Source organism: Microbulbifer harenosus, assembly GCF_005771435.1.
GTDB lineage: Bacteria > Pseudomonadota > Gammaproteobacteria > Pseudomonadales > Cellvibrionaceae > Microbulbifer > Microbulbifer harenosus.
This window is the reverse complement of the sequence record NZ_VANI01000016.1, coordinates 79,217-97,929: the sequence shown is the minus strand read 5'-3', so window position 1 is coordinate 97,929 and position 18,713 is coordinate 79,217. Positions and strand designations below refer to the sequence as shown.

19 protein-coding genes are annotated in these 18,713 nt (G+C 61.1%); all 19 read left to right on the top strand.

The features are described 5' to 3' along the window. Positions 1-129 precede the first annotated feature (129 nt). Entirely contained in the window at positions 130-1,335 is a 1,206-nt protein-coding gene (locus FDY93_RS15380; protein ID WP_220446213.1) for a hypothetical protein, read from the top strand. Between the two features lie 127 nt (positions 1,336-1,462). Continuing rightward, positions 1,463-2,011 (top strand): hypothetical protein, encoded by a 549-nt coding sequence (locus FDY93_RS15375; protein ID WP_138236649.1) that lies wholly within the window; start codon positions 1,463-1,465, stop codon positions 2,009-2,011. A gap of 160 nt (positions 2,012-2,171) precedes the next feature. After that, a complete protein-coding gene (locus FDY93_RS15370) occupies positions 2,172-3,047 on the top strand; it encodes a hypothetical protein (protein ID WP_138236648.1) in 876 nt (291 codons plus the stop codon). Between the two features lie 24 nt (positions 3,048-3,071). Beyond that, positions 3,072-3,482, top strand: a complete 411-nt coding sequence (locus FDY93_RS15365) for an ACT domain-containing protein (RefSeq protein WP_138236647.1) — start codon at positions 3,072-3,074, stop codon at positions 3,480-3,482. Positions 3,483-3,554: 72 nt separating this feature from the next. Beyond that, a complete protein-coding gene (locus FDY93_RS15360) occupies positions 3,555-4,301 on the top strand; it encodes a hypothetical protein (RefSeq protein ID WP_138236646.1) in 747 nt (248 codons plus the stop codon). A 117-nt stretch (positions 4,302-4,418) separates the two neighbouring features. Then, a complete protein-coding gene (locus tag FDY93_RS15355; RefSeq protein ID WP_138236645.1) occupies positions 4,419-6,122 on the top strand; it encodes a M28 family metallopeptidase in 1,704 nt (567 codons plus the stop codon). Positions 6,123-6,365: 243 nt separating this feature from the next. After that, the gene (locus FDY93_RS15350; protein WP_138236644.1) at positions 6,366-7,130 is read left to right on the top strand and encodes a beta-ketoacyl synthase chain length factor; all 765 of its coding nucleotides are present in this window, start codon (positions 6,366-6,368) and stop codon (positions 7,128-7,130) included. Continuing rightward, the gene (locus FDY93_RS15345; RefSeq protein ID WP_138236643.1) at positions 7,123-7,926 is read left to right on the top strand and encodes a lysophospholipid acyltransferase family protein; all 804 of its coding nucleotides are present in this window, start codon (positions 7,123-7,125) and stop codon (positions 7,924-7,926) included. Before FDY93_RS15350 ends, FDY93_RS15345 begins: the two co-directional genes overlap by 8 nt. Further along, positions 7,923-8,183 carry a phosphopantetheine-binding protein gene (locus FDY93_RS15340; protein WP_138236642.1) on the top strand — a complete coding sequence of 87 codons (261 nt, stop codon included), beginning with the start codon at positions 7,923-7,925 and terminating at the stop codon, positions 8,181-8,183. Before FDY93_RS15345 ends, FDY93_RS15340 begins: the two co-directional genes overlap by 4 nt. A gap of 32 nt (positions 8,184-8,215) precedes the next feature. Then, complete coding sequence (locus FDY93_RS15335) at positions 8,216-8,467, top strand: acyl carrier protein (protein ID WP_138236641.1); 252 nt, start codon at positions 8,216-8,218, stop codon at positions 8,465-8,467. Then, positions 8,467-9,051 carry a COG4648 family protein gene (locus tag FDY93_RS15330; RefSeq protein ID WP_138236640.1) on the top strand — a complete coding sequence of 195 codons (585 nt, stop codon included), beginning with the start codon at positions 8,467-8,469 and terminating at the stop codon, positions 9,049-9,051. Before FDY93_RS15335 ends, FDY93_RS15330 begins: the two co-directional genes overlap by 1 nt. A 15-nt stretch (positions 9,052-9,066) precedes the next feature. Beyond that, positions 9,067-10,818, top strand: coding sequence for an ApeI family dehydratase (locus FDY93_RS15325; RefSeq protein ID WP_138236639.1), 1,752 nt, complete (start codon positions 9,067-9,069; stop codon positions 10,816-10,818). After that, on the top strand, positions 10,811-11,551 hold the full coding sequence (locus FDY93_RS15320; protein WP_138236638.1) for a glycosyltransferase family 2 protein: 741 nt from the start codon (positions 10,811-10,813) through the stop codon (positions 11,549-11,551). The genes FDY93_RS15325 and FDY93_RS15320 overlap by 8 nt, the downstream gene beginning before the upstream one ends. Continuing rightward, entirely contained in the window at positions 11,548-12,474 is a 927-nt protein-coding gene (locus FDY93_RS15315) for a lysophospholipid acyltransferase family protein (protein WP_138236637.1), read from the top strand. The genes FDY93_RS15320 and FDY93_RS15315 overlap by 4 nt, the downstream gene beginning before the upstream one ends. Beyond that, positions 12,471-14,033, top strand: a complete 1,563-nt coding sequence (locus FDY93_RS15310) for an HAL/PAL/TAL family ammonia-lyase (RefSeq protein WP_246068600.1) — start codon at positions 12,471-12,473, stop codon at positions 14,031-14,033. The genes FDY93_RS15315 and FDY93_RS15310 overlap by 4 nt, the downstream gene beginning before the upstream one ends. Beyond that, positions 14,023-14,469, top strand: coding sequence for an acyl-CoA thioesterase (locus FDY93_RS15305; RefSeq protein WP_281282516.1), 447 nt, complete (start codon positions 14,023-14,025; stop codon positions 14,467-14,469). The genes FDY93_RS15310 and FDY93_RS15305 overlap by 11 nt, the downstream gene beginning before the upstream one ends. A 2-nt stretch (positions 14,470-14,471) precedes the next feature. Then, a complete protein-coding gene (locus tag FDY93_RS15300) occupies positions 14,472-15,134 on the top strand; it encodes an outer membrane lipoprotein carrier protein LolA (RefSeq protein ID WP_138236636.1) in 663 nt (220 codons plus the stop codon). Positions 15,135-15,142: 8 nt separating this feature from the next. Continuing rightward, entirely contained in the window at positions 15,143-17,476 is a 2,334-nt protein-coding gene (locus tag FDY93_RS15295) for an MMPL family transporter (RefSeq protein WP_138236635.1), read from the top strand. Further along, a complete protein-coding gene (locus FDY93_RS15290) occupies positions 17,473-18,702 on the top strand; it encodes an NAD(P)/FAD-dependent oxidoreductase (RefSeq protein ID WP_138236634.1) in 1,230 nt (409 codons plus the stop codon). Before FDY93_RS15295 ends, FDY93_RS15290 begins: the two co-directional genes overlap by 4 nt. Positions 18,703-18,713: the final 11 nt, after the last annotated feature.

Sequence of the window (18,713 nt, the reverse complement as noted above, 5' to 3'; positions counted from 1 at the left end):
CGCCGAAACCCCGCCGCGCGCGGGGTTTTTTGTATCTGCGCGCCTCGTCTCCCCGGCCTGGCGCCGCCGCTGCTACGCTAAAGCGGGGTGCCGAAAAAATTCCGCCAGCTCTGGTTCCGCGCCGTTCGCATGACCCGATACCGCCCGTTTCATTACATCGCACTGCTGCTGTCCCTGTGGATCTGGATCGACCCCGCTTGGGCCCAGCAACAGCTCCCCGACAGGAAAAGTGAACAGGACATCGCCGCAAAAGCGCTGAGCCTATTGTCGTTCGTCGCCGTCGACTATGCCGAAGCAGTGGCCGACGGCGCTATCCGCGACCGCAAGCTGTACCGCCAGCAGCAGAACAACGTCGATGTCGCCACTGCGCTGCTGCAGCAGCTGCCAGACAAACCGGGCCGCGCCCAGCTGGAGGACAGCCTCAAAGAGCTTGCCCGGCTGATCGCCGACCGCGCCGCTCCCGATCTGGTGCGCCGGCGCGCGAATACCGCTGCCGATCGCCTCGCCGCGCTCTACCAGTTGCCGCGCTCGCCAGCGGAGTCCCTGCCTTCCGGTGACGAAGCTCAGGCGCTGTATCGGGACCGCTGCAGCCGATGCCACGGCGTGCGCGGCGACGCTGCGCAGCCGGAGCGGCGCCTCGACGACCCGGTGCGCATGGCCAACTTGAGCCTCTACGACTTCTACAACGTACTCGAACCCACCCGCAACGACGCCCATGATGCTGACCTGGACGGCGACCTCAGCAGCCGCCAGCGCTGGGCCCTTGCGGTTCTGGTTGCGGGCTTTGCCGCTCCCGATATCGCGCCGGCACCGCAGCTGGCAGAAAAATATCCCGCGCTTGTGGGCCTTCCCGGCATGGCGGTACTGCGCCCGGCAGAGTTGCCGGAAGAGGCCCGCAACGCCCTTATGTGGTGGCGGGCCCACCCTGCGGAAACCCGCCATCTACAACATCCGCTGGCGCGTGCCGCTGGTCTTCTGTACCTGGCGCAGGCCGCGTACCGCGCTGGCGATATCGCCAGTGCCTACCACCAGTTGATGCTCGCTTTGCGCGAGGGCTACCTGGAATCCCGCCCCCAACTGGCGGAACGCAACGCCGCGCTCACCGCGCAATTGGACCAGCAGTGGCAGGAACTGCGCGGCGCCATCCTCGACCAGGCGCCCACCAACGAAGTTATCGAAAAATTTCAGCGCCTGCAGAGCAACGTGGTGCGCGCCCGCGAGAAGTTGCAGCCAAGCAGCGGCTCCGGGATTTATGGTTGGGGGGCATTGCTGTTTATCGCCGCGCTCGGATTGGGTGTGCTGCTGTGGTACCGACTGCGCTCTCGGCACTCCTAGTGTGTGTCTGGCGCGGAAACAAAGATTTTTGTCGCTTCCGCTGCCACAGTTGAGATTTACGTCTAGGCTTTTAATTAGGTTGTGCAAATAACCGCCAGTCGTAGAACCCAACAGAGAAGAGTGCCGCATGAAGTTGTTGCGTCAGTTGTCCTTCCGTCCTGTTCTCCTTTCGCTGCTGCAGGCCTACATCCTTGTACTCGCAGTGTTCTTCCTGCTTCCCGTCATCGCGTCCGCCCAGGAGCAGACTGCAAACCAGGCCGCCGCCCGGCAGTGGGCTGGCAACTGGCTCGTAGTCGGGCAGGGTGATGAACAGCTGGTGTGGCAGCTCAAGGCGGACGGCACCGGATTTGCCCACGGCTTTCGCGCCGATGGCCAGCTCACCCACGGTTTCGCGATCTCCTGGCGTATGGATGGCGACACGGTGCGCATCCGCACCGGTGGCACCCTGCACTGCAACAGCGGCATGGTGTACGCGCAATTTACCGGTTGGAGTCCTGTCACCCTAGACTTCAACGTGATTGACGGTCGTCACTGGCGCCAGCACAACGGTGGCATTCTCGCCTTCCAGCGCCGTCTGCCCAATTGGGAAACCCCCAACCACGGTGCCGAATGCCCCAATCTGTACCGGGCCGACGGCAGGGATACCCAGCAGACCGCATCCGCGGGCAACCAATAAGGGTTGCCGGACACGCAGACCACGGCAAAACGTGGCGGCGCAGCGAAGTTTCCACCGTCAGTGCGGTCAGGTAAGACCCTCCGGCGGTGCGGAACTGCGGGCCGGACCCGATCGACGAAACCAGTTTCAGGGATGAATAAAGCGCAAGCGGAGACCGGCTGTGAAACAGCAACGCTTTATTCCCACACTGTTGCTGGCGGTATTCACCGCCCTTGCCCTGAGTGCCGGTGCGGCGCCCCAGAGCAGCGCACGTGCCACCGATGCGCAGGAAGGTGCCGCCACGCCGGAAGAAGAACCGCAGGAAACCGGAACAGAGGGCGACGCCGAAGCCGAGTACCGCGGCTGGCAGGCAAAATCCCGTCTGCAAGCCGATCAGTGGGTGGGCAACTGGCTGATTTCCCGCGACGGTGAAGCCCAGCACGTGTGGAGCCTGAACAAGGATGGCAGCGGCCGCTCCTACGCCTTTTCCGAGCAGGGCGGCAAGATGGAGTTTGCTTACGGCTATGACATCCGCTGGTATTTCGATCCTTTCACCCAGATGGCCAACATCAAGACCGAGCGCCGCATCGTGTGCCGAGGCGGCAAGGTTTATCCCTATTTCCTCACCCTGAAATCCTACGAAAGTGATTACGCGGTAAAGGGCAAGTACGCCTGGCAGACCACCTGGACCGAAGCCAGCATTGGCACCAACTACCTGCATAAGTCCCTGGTGGTATTTGTGGCGCCGTTGTCCGGCTGGCACAACCCGGAGAAAGATGCGCCCTGCCCGGTATTCCCGCACATGGATATCGAGAAGGATATCGATCTGGCGCTGGATCGCTGGGACATGGAGGCGGCGCGCGAGCAGGAGCTGGTGGACACCACGCCCGTGGAAGGTGAACCCGAATTTGATGGCGAAGAGTTCGGCCCGGCCCAGAGCACCCCTGCGAATAAGCCCGACGCGCTGCGGCAACAGCGCAAGCAGAGCGCCAAAGCCCGGGTGAAAGACCGCGCCGCCAAGCCCGGCAGCAGACCCCGAAAACGCCAGCCCAACTGATTCCAGATCAATCCGGAGACGCCCATGAACGCACAGGTAAAGATCGAGCAGCTATTACAACGCCTGAGCCCGATTCTCAACCGGGAGCCGCTGGTGATGTGCGAGCTGAGTGAGGAGCAGTTGCAGCAGCTGCTCGGCGAGTGTCTGTGCATTTTTCGCGAGCGCGAGGGGCTGTGTGCGCTGCTGCCGCGGGAGGTCGCCGAGCGCGAAAACCTGGCCAGGGTAGGGGAATTCCGCCAGATCACCCTGCACTTTTCCTCCTGCCTGCAGGTCCCCGGACTCACCGCCATCATGGTGCGAGAGTTGGCGGATGCCGGTATTCACGCCAACGTGGTCTCCGCCCGCTACCACGAGCACATCCTGGTCAGCGAGCGCGACACCGCCCAGGCCATGCAGATACTGCACGGCATCAGCAACCGCCTGCAGTACAGCTGAACGCACGTAAAACCGCATCTAGACCGACACTGTGGCGGCAGGGAGTGCCGCGAAGGAGCTCCCCCGCCGACCATGCATATTGCCTATCCTGCACCGCTGCCCCACGGCCGCATTCGACAGTTGTTGCCGGATTTCTTTGTGGTAAGGGGCAGCGCGCGTATCGCCCCCGGCGTGGTGGTCAATCGCAACATGGGCATAGTGCGCAGCGGTGATGATCTATTGCTGGTAAATCCGGTGCGCCTCTGTCCCACCACAGAAGAGCGCCTGCGCGATCTGGGGCGGGTGCGTCAAGTGGTCCGCCTTGGCTACTACCACGGCTGTGACGATCTCTACTACCGCGACCGTTTCAACGCATTCTTCTGGCGCCAGGCGCTCTCCGACCACTACCCGCTGCCGCCGGCGGACCAGCTGCTCAGTGACGGTGGTCCCAGCCCTATCCACGGCGGACGCGTGTTCGAATTCAGCAACAGCCAAGTACCCGAGGCGGCGCTGCTTATCCCCCAGGCCGGCGGTCTGCTGCTCACCTGCGATGCGCTGCAATACTGGGCCGGCTGGATCGGCTGCAACTGGGCGGGCAGGTGGGCGCTGCGCCTCAGTGGCGTCCATCAGGGGATGCTGGTGGCGCCGGCCTGGTGTCGCCGCGCCACCCCGCAATACGAGAACAGCCGGCGTTGGCTTGCCGCGGATTTCCGGCGGTTGCTGAGCCTGCCGTTCTACCATCTGCTGGGGGCCCACGGTGACTTCTGTGCCGACCGCGCCCACGAACTGGCCGAGCGCGCGATCGTCAGCAGTTTTGCAACTCTTGCGCTGCGGCACTGATCGCACCGCCTCCTCCTCTGAGCGTGAGCCGCCGCCGCGAAAGCGGCTCGCGTGTTAAGCTGCGCCACCAACCCTCCTACGAATAGCCAAGCGAACGCAATCCATTCAGAGTCCAGCATGAAAATATCCGCTCTCGCCAGCGGCCTGGTGATCGCCAGTGCGCTGCTTGCCGCGTGCAACGGCGACCTGCAGCCCCAATCCCAGACTGCATCACAACCTTCCATGCCATCCCAGTCCGGCGCCGACAGCGCGCGGATGAAACAGGACGTGGAGTTCCTGTCCGCCGACGCCCTCGCCGGCCGCCAGACAGGCAGCGCCGGTTACCAGCAGGCCGCGGACTATGTGGCCGCGCGCTTCAAGACCCTCGGTCTTCAGTCCATCACCGGCGACGACTATTTCCAGCCGGTGCCGTTTCGCGAGGCGAGCTGGGCCGGAGAGCGCGCAAGCCTGGTGTTGCACAGCCGCGACGGGGACGTCCGCCTGAAACTGGGTGAGGACTTTATCGCCGGGCCGCCCACCATCGCCGAGCAGACCGCCGTCAGCGGTGAGCTGGTGTTCGTGGGCTACGGCATCGAGGCGCCGGAGTTCGGTCTCGACGACTACGCCGGCCTCGACCTCAAGGGCAAAATCGCGGTTATCCTGGATGGGCGCCCGCCGCAGCTGCCGAACGAAGTGGGTGCCCACTACGCCTCCGGGCGCACCAAGCGCGAAACCGCGGCTGCCCATGGCGCGGTGGGCTACGTCACCCTCAACACTCCGGCGCGGGAAGCCCGCCGCCCGTTCGCGCGCTCCGCCGAACACCTGGCGGAACCGGGTTTTGACTGGCTGCGCGCCGACGGCGTACCGGGCAATGCGGTCGCCGGTATGCACCCGGGTGCGGTGCTGGATATGCCCGCGGCGAAGAAACTCTTCGCCGGCGCGCCCAAGGATCTCGATGCGATTTTTGCCGAGTTGGAAAAGGGCGAGACCCCCAAGGGTTTCGCACTGCCCGCCCGCGCGAGCCTCGCCAGCCAGTCGAGCCACAAGAAAATTCTGAGCCCCAACGTGGTCGGCCTGCTGCCGGGCAGCGATCCGAAACTGAAAGACGAGTACGTGGTGTTCTCCGCGCACCTCGACCATATCGGCGTGAGCGCCGCAGCGCACGGCGAAGAGGGTGGCCATGACAAGGTGAATAATGGCGCCCAGGACAATGCCGCCGGTATCGCGGTGATGCTGGAAGTAGCGCGCCTGTTCACTGAATCCGGTAGGGCGCCGCGCCGCTCCATACTGTTTGTCGCGGTGACGGCGGAAGAGGAGGGACTGCTCGGTTCCGATTATTTCGCCCAGCATCCGCCGGTCGCAGGCAAATCAATGGTGGCGAATATCAACCTGGATATGCCGATGCTGCTCTACCCGTTCCAGGATGTGATCGCGTTCGGCGCGGAGCACTCGAGCCTCGGCGAGACCGCGGCCCACGCCGCGCAGAAAACCGGCCTCAAGCTGAGCCCGGACCCGATGCCGGAGCAGGTAATTTTCGTGCGCAGCGACCACTACAGCTTCGTGCGCCAGGGCGTGCCGTCCATTTACCTGATCACCGGCCGCGAAGCGGTCGATCCGAAGATCAACGGCACCGAAGCACAGGTTGAATTCCTCAAATCCCGCTACCACCGCCCCAGTGATGAGGCGGATGAGCAGATCAGCTATGTGGCAGCCAAGCAGTTTGCGGATGTGAATTTCGCGATTGCGCGGGAAGTGGCTAACTCCGAGAAAAAGCCGAGCTGGAATGCCGGGGATTTCTTTGGGGATCTGTACACCCCGAAAACTGACACAGCGCGACATTGAACCAGATCGACCGGGTAGACAGATCAAAATTTCAGGAATGTCTGGTTAGTTCCGGTCGGAATTGGTTCAAAACCGCGTTGTGCAGCTGGTAGTGGTTGGTCAGTTTGTGTACCATTTCCGGCCGCGCTGGCGGCGGGTGATTTTGCCGCCAGTTTCCGATTCCACAGGCGACCGGAAAACCAGGGCTTTACCCGGTGCCTGCCATTTTCCAGAGGGGTGGGGTTCGTCTCCATTGAATAGCCGGTGTCAGAATTCACTATTTCCGCATGGCGCGCCTGGGCGCCAGGCGTCAGCGATGCTGTGGAATGGCGGCGCTGGCGCCAAGGTGAACTGAGCTTCGCCGACGAGGCTATCCCGGATACCGGTTTTCTGCCGGCCATGCAGCGTCGCCGCCTGAGCCCCCTGGCAAAGGCGGCCATGTCCACGGCCCACCCCCTGCTGAATGGCCGCGATTTGCCGGTGCTCTGTTGCTCCGTGCATGGCGAAGCCAAACGCACATACGCACTCCTGCAGGACGTCGCGGCAGCGCAGCCGCTTTCGCCGACTGCATTTGGTCTCTCTGTACACAATGCCATCGTCGGTCAGATGTCCATTTCCCTCGGAATCCGTTCGCCGGCACTGGCACTGGCGGGGGGCGATTTCCCATTGCTGAGCGGATTTATCGAGGCGGCCGCCATGCTGGCGGAAGGGGCGTCGGAAATGTTGCTGCAATTCTATGAAGAGCCGCTCCCCGAGCTGTATCTGCACAACACCGCCAGCCCGCAGCGCATATGTGCCACCAGTCTGCATCTGCAAGCAGCCGGCGTCCATGCCACCAGTCCGTCGCGTGGTTATACGGCCCGTCTCTCAAATGGATCACCGGCACAGGCAACTTCTGCGTTTGAGCAGCCCGAATACCAGCTGCCGCTGATCACCGCATTGGTGGATGGCCGTGGCAGCTTGCCACTCGGGCAGGGTTGGCAACTGACGTTGGAGAAAATCGAAGAGCAGGGAGGTGGCGATGCCTGATTCACCCACGACTTCCATCGCACCCGCCGTCAACAAGCGTCGCGATCACTACTGGCTGCGCCTGCTGGCGACCGCCGCGGCATTCAGCCTGTTTGGTGTGGGCGGGCTGGTGCTGCGATTTGTGCTGTTCCCACCGCTGAAATTGTTGTACCGCGACCCCGCAGTGCGCCAGCGCAAGGCGCGCAATATCGTCCAGGCAGGCTTCAGATCCTTTATCGGGTTCATGCATGTCACCGGTATCTACACCTACCGGATGCAGGGTGAAGAAAAACTGCGGGAGCCCGGCCGGCTGGTGCTGGCCAATCATCCGTCGCTGATCGACGTGGTCTTCCTGATCTCACGGATTCCCAACGCCAACTGCATCGTGAAAGCGAGTCTGTTCCGCAACCCTTTTATGCGCGGTGCGGTCACCACCGCCGGATACATTCCCAACGACGACCCGGAAAAAATCATTGCGATGGCCGCCGAATCGCTGGCGCGGGGTGAAAGTGTGGTGCTGTTCCCAGAGGGCACGCGCACGGTGCCGGGCAGAGAGTTGCGCCTGCAGCGCGGCGCCGCCTATATGGCCCTGCGGGCGGGCGTAACGCCGACCCTGGTGACTATTCGCTGCAACCCCCCCATGCTGATGAAGAATGTGCCCTGGTACAGCATCCCGAAATCCCGGCCGCATTTTGAATTTGAAGTTACCGATGGTGAGCAGCTGATCCCGCTCAAGGATCTGCAGGAAACGCCGCTCGCAGCGCGAAAAATTACCCATCAATTAAAAGTGTATTTCACTGAGGAGCACGCGGCGTGAGCAATCTGGTAGAAGAGCTCAAGGTTCTGATTATCGATGTACTGAACCTGGAAGACGTAACCCCGGCCGATATCCAGGCGGAAGAGCCCCTGTTTGGCGAAGGTCTCGGCCTCGACTCTATTGACGCACTGGAGCTCGGTTTGGCACTGCAGAAGAAATACAACATCAGTATCGACGCAGAAAACGAAAACACCAAAACCCACTTTGCCAGCGTGAATAACCTGGCGAAATTTGTGGCAGAGAGCCAGGGCGTCTGATTCGCGTACCCCTGGGAAAAAGAGAAAGAACGATGTTTGAAAACAGAGAAGCCATTTTTATCCAGCTGAAAGACATTCTGGTTGAGATGTTTGAAGTGGAAGCGGAAGACGTGCGCGAAGACGCGCATCTTTCAGACGACCTGGATATCGACAGTATTGATGCCGTCGATCTGATCGTGCGCCTGAAAGAACTCACTGGCAAAAAGATTGCGCCGGAAGAATTCAAAAATGTGCGCACCGTCGGGGACGTGGTCACCGCCATAGAAAAGGTCGTGGCCGAGTAATGTCGCGACTTGCGCAGGCCATTCTGGTATTGGTTGTCACCGCGTATCCGTTCGCGGTCTATTTCGGCATCCAGTACCTTTCCTTGGGCTATCTGCTGGCGTTGTTGCTGGCGGTGGCCGGGCTGCGCCTGCTACTGATATTTCAGGGCAAAGCGGAAGGCAGTGCCGGCGGCCGCATAAGTGCTGGCGCTCTGGCCGCAATCCTCGCGGTTCTTGCCGCCACCAGCTGGCTGCGCGGTAATAGCGAAGGCCTGCTCTGGTACCCGGTTTTGTGCAATCTGCTGATGCTGGGTGTTTTTGCCCACAGCCTGTACTTCCAATCGCAGACGGTGATTGAACGGTTGGCGCGGGTCCGCGAGCCGGAGCTGCCGTCAAGCGGCGTTGCCTACACCCGCCGGGTTACCCAGGTATGGTGTGGGTTCTTCGTTCTCAACGGCGGCCTTGCCGCCGCCACTGCGCTGCGTGGTGATCTGGAAATGTGGACTCTGTACAACGGCCTGGTTTCCTACCTGCTGATGGGCCTGTTGCTGGCCGGTGAGTGGCTGGTGCGCAGTCGCGTACGCCGCGACAGCGCAACCTCCTGACGACCGGTGGACGCTATGCAGTGGCAGCAGCTTTTCGGCTATTCCGCGGACGACGCACTTGTCTGTGCTGCCGCCGATGGCCGTAAAATTTCCTTCGCGGAATTCAAGCGCGATCTCGCCGCTGCCTGTGCATATTTACACAGTGCCGCAGCGCAGACACCGCGCAAGCGCGCCGCGCTTTTCTGCACCGATACCTATCAGTTTTGTGTTTGGCTGTGCGCTGGCCTCGGTTGCAATCTGCAACTGGTGATTCCTGCCAACAACAAGCGCGCGACAGCGAACGCGCTCGAAGCCATCGATCTTTGGCTGGGGGAATGGCCTTCACAGACCTCCGCCGTGGCGGCCTTGCCTCTGAGCGACACCGCCGTAAATGCGCTGCCACAGACGTTCGAAGGTGCGCTGCAACTGTTTACTTCCGGCAGCAGCGGTGAGCCGCAGAGTATCGACAAAACCCTGCCGCAGTTGATGGCGGAAATCACCGCGCAACAGCGGCAATGGGCCGAGCGCACCGCCAACTGCGCCGTGCTCGCCACGGTGAGTCATCAACACATTTACGGCCTGTTGTTCCGGTTGTTGTGGCCGCTCTCCAGCGGTCGCCCGTTTGCCGGCAGAACCTATGTGGATGTGGCCGCGTTGCTGGAAGACGCGGAGCAGCTGGCTCCGGCGTTGTGGGTCGCAAGCCCCGCACAGTTGAGCCGGCGCAATGAAACCTGGGCGTGGCACAAGGCCGCGCATCTCAACGGAATTTTTTCTTCCGGTGGGCCACTTGCCGCCGAGGACTCCGCCGCCATTGCCGCGCTCAGTGGACACTGGCCGCTGGAAATCTACGGCAGCACCGAAACCGGCGGCATTGCGTGGCGGCAGCAGCAGGACGGCAACATCCTGTGGACGCCGCTGGCCGGCGTGCAGCTCAGTACCCACACCTGCGGGGAATCTCCAACGCCGTTGTTGCAGGTCCAGTCGCCGTGGGTCGCGTCCGGTTTTACCACGCAGGACTGTGTGACCTTTGTGGGCGAGCGCTTTGAGCTGAAAGGGCGCGCCGACACCATTGCGAAAATCGAGGAAAAGCGGATTTCCCTCACCCAGGTGGAAAGATTGCTGGCGGCTTCGCCACTGGTGGCCAGTGCGAGGGTTCTGGTATTGCCCAAAAATACCCGGCGCAGTCGCGATGTTCTGGGTGCACTGGTTGTGCTCAGCGCGGTAGGCGCTGAAGAATTAAATACACGGGGCAAATCGACACTGGTGCGGCAGTTGCGCACCTGGCTGGCGCCGGACCTCGACGGGGTGGCCGTCCCCAGGTCCTGGCGGTTTGTCGGCGAGATCCCGGTCAATCAACAGGGCAAAAGCCCGAGAGAGCTGTTGATGCAAGCGTTTGAGCACGACCAATCGTTTTCTGTTCCGGCGGCGATGCTGCCGAAGGTTGAGTTCGCCGAACAAGATGGTGAGGACGGTTCGCAGCGTAAAAGCGCGCGCGTCAAACTGCGCATTCCGCGGGATCTTCCCTGCCTGCCGGGGCATTTTGACACGGCACCGGTCGTGCCCGGCGTGGTACAGCTAGATTGGGCGATGCATTTCGGCAAGCAGTTGCTGCAGATTCCCGGCGAATTTTCCGGTATGGAAAATATCAAATTCAAGCAATTGCTGGTGCCCGAAGAGCAGGCCGAACTGGAGCTTTCCTTCGACATTGACAAGCAGAAACTGACGTATCGTTTTTTTTGGGACGGCGACGAATTCAGCAGCGGCAGGTTGAGTTTCCACAATGTTTAAGCCCTGCTTTGTCATCCCCGTGTACAACCACGAAGGCGCCATTCCATCCACGCTGGAATCCCTGCGTGCGTTCGACCTGCCCTGCGTACTGGTGGATGACGGTTGCGATGCCTCGTGCCGGGAAACGCTGCGGCACCTTGCGGATGCCAACCAGAATTGGGTGCATCTTGTCGTGCGGACGCAAAATGGCGGCAAGGGCGCGGCCGTAAAATCTGGCCTGCGCGCGGCACATGAACTCGGCTACAGCCACGGCATTCAGGTAGACGCGGACGGTCAGCACAATCCGGCCGATATTCCCCAGTTCATCCGGCACAGCACCGAGCAACCACAGGCACTGGTGTGCGGCTACCCGGTGTATGACCAGTCTGTACCCATGGGCCGGTATATCGCCCGCTATCTCACCCACGTCTGGGTGTGGATCAATTCTCGCTCCCTGGAAATTCGCGATTCCATGTGCGGCCTGCGCAGTTATCCGCTGGCCGAGACGGTGGCGCTGCTGGACGAAGAGTACACGGGCGACCGCATGGATTTTGATCCGGAAATTCTGGTGCGCTGGCACTGGCGCCGATACGGGTTGGTACAGCTGCCGGTAAACGTGTGCTATCCGGTGGATGGGGTCTCCCATTTTCGCGGATTCCACGACAACTGGCTGATCTCTGCGATGCACACGCGGCTGTTCTTTGGCATGCTGGCGCGGCTGTTCCGTCGCCCGGGCCGGCGGGTGGTTATATGAGCGCGCTGCATTGGTCCCGTTACCGCGAACAGGGTTTTTTTCTCGGGATTAAATTTCTGTTCCTGCTGCACCACCGTCTCGGTCCCATTGCGTTCAAGATCGCGGTGTATCCGGTGGTGCTGTGCTACTTCCTGAAAAACCGCGCTGGCCGTCGCGCCATCCGCGAATATCTGACACTGTTTTCACAGCGCTTCCCCGACAGTGGTGTGCACGCGGACTGGTATACCGCGTTTCGTATTTTCCTGAATTTTGCCGACAGCGCGCGGGAAAAACTCGAGGCCTGGTTTGTGGGTATTCCCCGCAGCTGCATGAATTTTCCCAACCAGGCCTATCTGCACAGCCTGGCGGAGCAGGGCAGGGGTGGTATTCTCATTGGCTCGCACCTGGGCAATCTGGAAGTGTGTCGTGCGTTGGGCAGCTTCCACTCCAGTATGAAAGTGAATGTGCTGGTGCACACCAAGCATGCGAAAAAATTCAATCGCATGATGAAGCTGCTGAATCCCAACAGCCAGCTGCGCCTGACTCAGGTGACGGAAATTTCTCCGGCGCTAGCGATGCAGCTGTCCGAGTCGGTGGAGCGCGGGGAGTTTGTGGTGATCGTCGGTGACCGCACGCCGGTGGACTCCGTGGGGCGCACCTGTGAAGCAGAATTTCTCGGCCGCGCCGCACCGTTTCCTCAGGGACCGTATATTCTCGGTGCCCTGTTGCGCTGCCCGGTATACACCCTGTTCTGCCTGCGCACCGAAGCGGGCTACGACATTCATCTGGAAAAACTCTGTGACAAGGTCGTCATGGAACGGGGCAATCGCGAAGCCCATATTCGCGAACTGATTGCGGCCTATGCGGCCCGACTTGAGCAGTATTGCCACAAGGCGCCCTTGCAGTGGTACAACTTTTATCCCTTCTGGAACCAAGCCTTATGAACAGCGCAGTCATGCAGCGTACCCCGGTGCTCTTCGACGGTACCGCATTGAGTGTCGAGCAGATCAACGCGATCGCGCGCGGCAAAGCCGAGGTGAAACTCTCCACCGATGAGCAATTTATTGCGCGCATCGAAAAGGGCGTCCAGTTTCTCGACCAGCTGTGGCAACAGGAAGGGGTCATCTACGGCGTGACCACTGGCTACGGCGATTCCTGTACGGTGAATATCCCCGGCGACCTGGTAGAAGAGTTGCCGCGGCACCTGTATACCTTCCACGGTTGCGGTCTGGGTGACGTATTCACCCTGGAACAGAGCCGCGCCATTGTCGGCGCGCGCATGGCGAGCCTGGCCCGTGGCAGTTCCGGTGTGCGTTACACACTGCTGCAACAGCTGGAACTGCTGCTGCAGAAAGACATTATTCCGGTAATTCCGCAGGAGGGCAGCGTCGGTGCGAGTGGTGACCTGACGCCGCTGTCCTATGTGGCTGCGGTTCTGGCCGGCGAGCGCAAGGTGTGGTTCCGTGGCGAACAGTGCAAAACCGCCGAGGTATTTGCCGAGCAGGGCATAGCGCCGCTGAAGCTGCGCCCGAAAGAGGGCCTGGCGATCATGAACGGCACCGCCGCCATGACCGGGCTCGCGTGCCTCGCCTACAGCCGCGCGGAATACCTGTGCCAGCTGAGCGCACGTATTACCGCGTTGATGAGCGTCGCGCTGCAGGGCAACGCCTACCACTTTGACAATGCGCTGTTTGCGGTAAAACCCCACCCGGGGCAGAACCAGATTGCGCGCTGGATTCACGACGACCTGAACGTGGGCGATGCGCCGCGCCAGTGCAGCCGCCTGCAGGATCGCTACTCCCTGCGCTGCGCGCCCCATGTGATCGGTGTACTGCAGGACTCGCTGCCGTGGTTGCGCCAGTTCATCGAAAGCGAACTGAACAGCGCGAACGACAATCCGATCATCGACGGCGAAAACGAGCAGGTACTGCACGGCGGCCACTTCTACGGAGGCCACATCGCCTTCGCCATGGACAGCCTGAAAAATGCCGTGGCCAACCTGGCGGATCTGCTGGATCGTCAGATTGCCCAGCTCGCGGATATCAAATTCAACAACGGTCTGCCGGCCAACCTTACCGGTGCCACCGGCGAACGCCGCCCGCTCAACCACGGATTCAAGGCCGTGCAGATCGGCGCGAGCGCCTGGACTGCGGAAGCGCTCAAACAGACCATGCCGGCGAGCGTCTTTTCCCGCTCTACCGAGTGCCACAACCAGGACAAGGTGAGCATGGGCACCATCGCCGCGCGCGATTGTATGCGTGTGCTGCAACTGACCGAGCAGGTGGCTGCGGCGGCCCTGATGATGTCCTGGCAGGGTGTGCAGCTGCGTCTGCGCGCTGAAGAAGTCGCCGATGCGAGCCTTTCTCCAGGGGTACAGGTCACCCTGCAACAGGTGACCGCCGCCTTCGAATTCCTCGATCAGGACCGCGAACTGGAACAGGACCTGCGCAACGTTATTGGCCTGATTCAACAGCGCCACTGGAGGTTGTACGGTGACCAGTAAAAAGCAGGTTCCCGATCATTGGCGCGCAGATGTTGAACTGGAAGTGCCGTTCCACGATGTGGATATGATGGAAATCGCCTGGCACGGCCACTATGTCAAATACTTTGAAATCGCCCGCTGTGCCCTGTTCGACCAGCTGGATTACAACTATCGCCAGATGCGCGATTCCGGTTACGCCTGGCCGGTGATCGATCTGCACGTGCGCTATGTAAAACCGCTGCGCTTCGGGCAGACGGTAACCGTGCGCGCGCAGATTGCGGAATACGAAAACCGACTGAAGGTCAGCTACCAGGTATTTGACCGGGACAGTGGCGAGCGACTCACCAAGGGCCACACCATGCAGGTGGCCGTAGATATGCGCAGCGAGGAAATGCTGTTCGCCTCCCCGGCGATCCTGCTGGAGAAACTGGGTGTGCCGAAAGCGGCGGAGGCCTGAAAATGCAAAAGCAATATCGATCAACCCGCGGGTTTCTGATGGCAAGCGCTGTGGCCGGGTTTTTGTGCAGTAGCCTGGGCGCATTCGCCGGGCAGACGGATGCCGTGTCGCCCCAGCAGGTGACCGTGGAGGCCCTTGCAAAAATTTCCGAACAGCTCAATCAGCCGGCGCAGATGCGCGGTGAATTCCTGCAGAAGAAAACCTTGCCTAATCTGCCGCGCCCGCTGCAGTCCCAGGGGCAGATCTCCCTGTCACAGGAGCACGGCATCAGCTGGCGCACCCTGCAGCCGGTGGCTTCGCATATTGTGATGGGAGGCGAAGGAGAAAATGCATCCGCCAGTGCGTTCTCCCGTCAGATGGCCGAACCCATGATGCATATTCTGCGCGGTGACTTTGCCGCACTGGAACAGATGTTCTATGTGGATGCCGGCTATGAAAAAGACGAAGAAGCATCGGTGACCAGCGACAACTGGAAAATGTCCCTGCGTCCACGCAATGCGCGTCTCCAGAAATACCTGAACGCGATCGAAATTTTCGGTAATGAATCCGTGCACCGCATCCGCCTGTTGGAAGGCAATCAGTCGGTCACCGATATCGAATTTATCAACATGCAGCCGGTCACCGCGCAGGACGCGCAGTTTCTCGCCGAATTTGATTCCGACTGAGCCGGCAGATGAAGCGGCGACTGATACTCTGGTTATTGCTGAGTGGTGCGTTGGCGCTCGTCGCCGCGCTGCGCTTCAGTGATGGCTGGCTGCAGACGGATATTGTCGCGCTGGCGGAAGATGAGTTGGCGGCGGGGCTGGACGAGAGCACAGCACACGCGGTGAAGCGGGCCAATCGCCAGTTCCAGCAGAGCCTGATCTGGCTGCTCGCGGTCGAAGATGCCGAGGATGACTCCACGGCTGTACAACAGCTGGTTGAGGCCACCGCGGCGCTGGGTGAACAGCTTCAGGCCAGCCGCGCGGTGACGGAAACCACGTTCCGCTGGGGCGACGACAGTGAGCGCGCCGCCCTCTGGCAATTCCTGTTTCCCCTGCGTGGACAACTCCTCAGCCACAACGACCGCCTGCGATTGCAGCAAAGTATTCCCGCTATTACCCAACAGCAACTGCAGTTTATTTTTAGTCCGCAGAGTGCCGGCACCCAGCTGGATTTGGAGCGGGACCCGTTTTTCACCTTCCAGCATTTCCTCACCGCGGAAAACAGTGCGCTAAGTGATCGGGTTACGGCTCTGATCGACAATATTCCGGTGTACCAGCAGGGTAAAACCCTGTTCACCCTGGTGCGCAGCCAAGGCAAGCCACTGGATATGCGCGGCAGCGTGCACACACCGGTGCTGAAGCTGCGGGATGATTTGCAGCAGTGGGCGGCAGCGCAACATCTGCAATTACTGGTCGCCGGTGCGCCGCTGCATTCCGAATACGCCGCCGCCGGTGCCCAGCGGGAAATCCGTCTGATCGGCGGGTTTTCCATAGTGGCGATCCTGTTGTTGTGCGTTGTGACCTTCCGCTCGCTGCGTCCAATACTGTTGTGTCTTTTCGCCATCGGTTGCGGTATGGCCAGCGGCACCGCCGCAGTTATTACACTGCTCGGGCAGATGCACATCCTCGCGTTTGTTTTCGGTACCACCGTGACCGGGCTCGCGATCGATTACGCGTTTCACTTTATCTGCAACCGGCTGCGCCCGGGTGCCGGCCCGGGTAGTGAAAAAGACCGCGACATCATGCCCGGTCTGGTGCTGGGGTTGCTGTCCAGCTGCCTGGCCTTTTTTGCCCTGGCGTTCACCCCTTTCCCGCTGTTACAGCAGATGGGCGTGTTTGTGGGCTTCGGGCTATTGGGCGCCTGGCTGACCGTTGTGCTGCTGTTTCCGACTTTACTCCGGGTGCGTCCGCGCACGCTGGATTTTTCCGGCGTTTTTTCCCGCTTGCCGCGCTGGTTGTATCCAACCACCATTGCGCTGATGGTGGCGGCGGGTATCGGTGGCATCGCCATCGCCACACCGGCCAATGATCTGCGCCTGTTTTACCAGCCGCCGCAATCGCTGCAATCGGAAGAGCAGCGCATCAATACGCTGCTGCCAGTGCGCCCGGCTTCTGCTTATTTTCTGGTGCGCGGCGGCGATGAAAATACCGTGCTGGAGCGGGAAGCGGCGTTGACCGCGCGACTGGATGCGGCCCGTACCCGGCGGGTGCTGAATGGCTACTCCGCGCTGTCGGATTTACTGCCGGCCCAATCCGTACAACAGGAAAACCATACGCTGCTCACTGCGTTTTACCGTTCCGCGAGCGTAAAGAATTTCTATCAGCAACTGGGGTACAGCAGCGACGAAACCACTGCGTTGCTGCAGGGTCTGCAGCGCCCGCTGCAGGCGGTACCTGTTTCCGAATGGCAGTCGCAGTTGCCGGAAACCCATCGCCAGTTGTGGCTCGGTTGCGAGAAGGGCGAGTGCCTGTCGCTGGTGCGCATCTTCGGCGTCACCCCCGCTTTTGATGGCAACAACCTTGTTGAAAACTTGCCCGGAGTGAGCTTCCACAATCCCGCGGCCACGATTGCCGCAGTGCTGGAAAAGCAGCGGGACCAATTGCTGCTGCTGCTGCCGCTGATTCTGTTGATCGCCAGCGTGGTGATTGCCCTGCATGCCGGTTGGCGCGGGGCGCTGGGTATTGCGGCGCTGCCACTGGCGGCGGTGTCCTGCGCATTTGCCGCGGCGTCCGTGTTCAGTGCAGGGATCAACCTGTTCCATGTGGCGGCGCTGTTGCTGGTCTTTGGTATCGGGGTGGATTACGCGGTATTCGGCTATTTCAGCCATCGCGAGGAGGCTAGTTACACGTTGCTGGCCATTCTGCTGGCCGGGATCACCACACTATTGGGTTTTGGATTGCTGGCGTTGTCGCAGACGCCGGCTATTGCTGATTTTGGTTTTACCCTGGCGGTGGGCACAGTGGCGACGCTGACATTGGCCGCCCTGGTTTTCACAACAGGAATTTTCGGAGGTAACAGGTGAAGGAATGCCAGGCTGATGTTTTGGTGATTGGTGCCGGTCCGGCAGGGGCGATCGCCAGTGCGCTGTTGGTACGCAAGGGCTGGAAAGTGGCGGTGATCGAGCGACAGGCGTTTCCGCGCTTTTCCATCGGTGAGAGCCTGTTGCCCCAGTGCATGGAGTTTATCGAACAGGCGGGCATGCTGGATGCGGTCAATGCCGCCGGCTTCCAGTTCAAAAACGGGGCCGCGTTTGAGTGGGCGGGTGCGCGCACCGCGTTTGATTTTCCCGACAAATTTTCCCCTGGTCACGGCACCACCTTTCAGGTGCAGCGCGGCAACTTCGACAAGTTGCTCGCGGATGAGGCCGCAAAACAGGGCGCCGATATCTTTTACCGCCACACCATCGTATCGGCGGAGATCGAGCCGGGGCAGGTGCGGTTGATCGCCGAGTGCGATGGCGAGCAGGTGGCCTTCAACGGCAGGTTCGTGCTGGACGCCAGCGGTTTCGGCCGCGTGCTACCGCGCTTGCTGGATCTGGATCGCCCATCGGCATTCCCCGTGCGCCAGTCCGTCTTTACCCACGTGCAGGACAATATCAGCGAGCCCGGCTTCGACCGCGACAAAATCCTGATTACCGTGCACCCGCAGCAGCGGGATATCTGGTACTGGCTGATTCCCTTCGCCGGCGGCCGCGCTTCCCTGGGCGTAGTGGGCAAGCAGGAACAGATCGAGGCATTGGGCGAGACACCGGAAGCGATTCTGCGCGCGGCGGTCAACGGCTCACCGAACCTCGCCAAGACACTGCAACATGCCGAGTTCGACACCCCGGTGCAGCGCATCACTGGTTACGCCAGCGATGTAAAATCGCTCACTGGCCCGGGTTTTGCGCTGTTGGGCAACGCGGGGGAATTCCTCGACCCGGTATTTTCCTCTGGCGTCACCATTGCCATGAAGTCCGCCCAGCTCGCCAGCCGTTGTCTGGACCGGGAACTGCGTGGGGAAGCGGTGGATTGGCAGGCCGAATTTGCCGAGCCACTGAAAGCCGGTGTAGACGTGTTCAAGGTCTACGTGACCGCGTGGTATGAAGGTACCTTCCAGGATGTGATCTTCCACCCCAACCCGCAGCCGGAGATCAAGCGGATGATCTGCTCGATCCTCGCCGGTTACGCCTGGGACCGGAATAATCCCTACGTGGCCAGCGCCCAGCGCCGCCTGCGTACCCTCGCGGAAATCTGCGCGCGGGACTGAGGACGAATTAA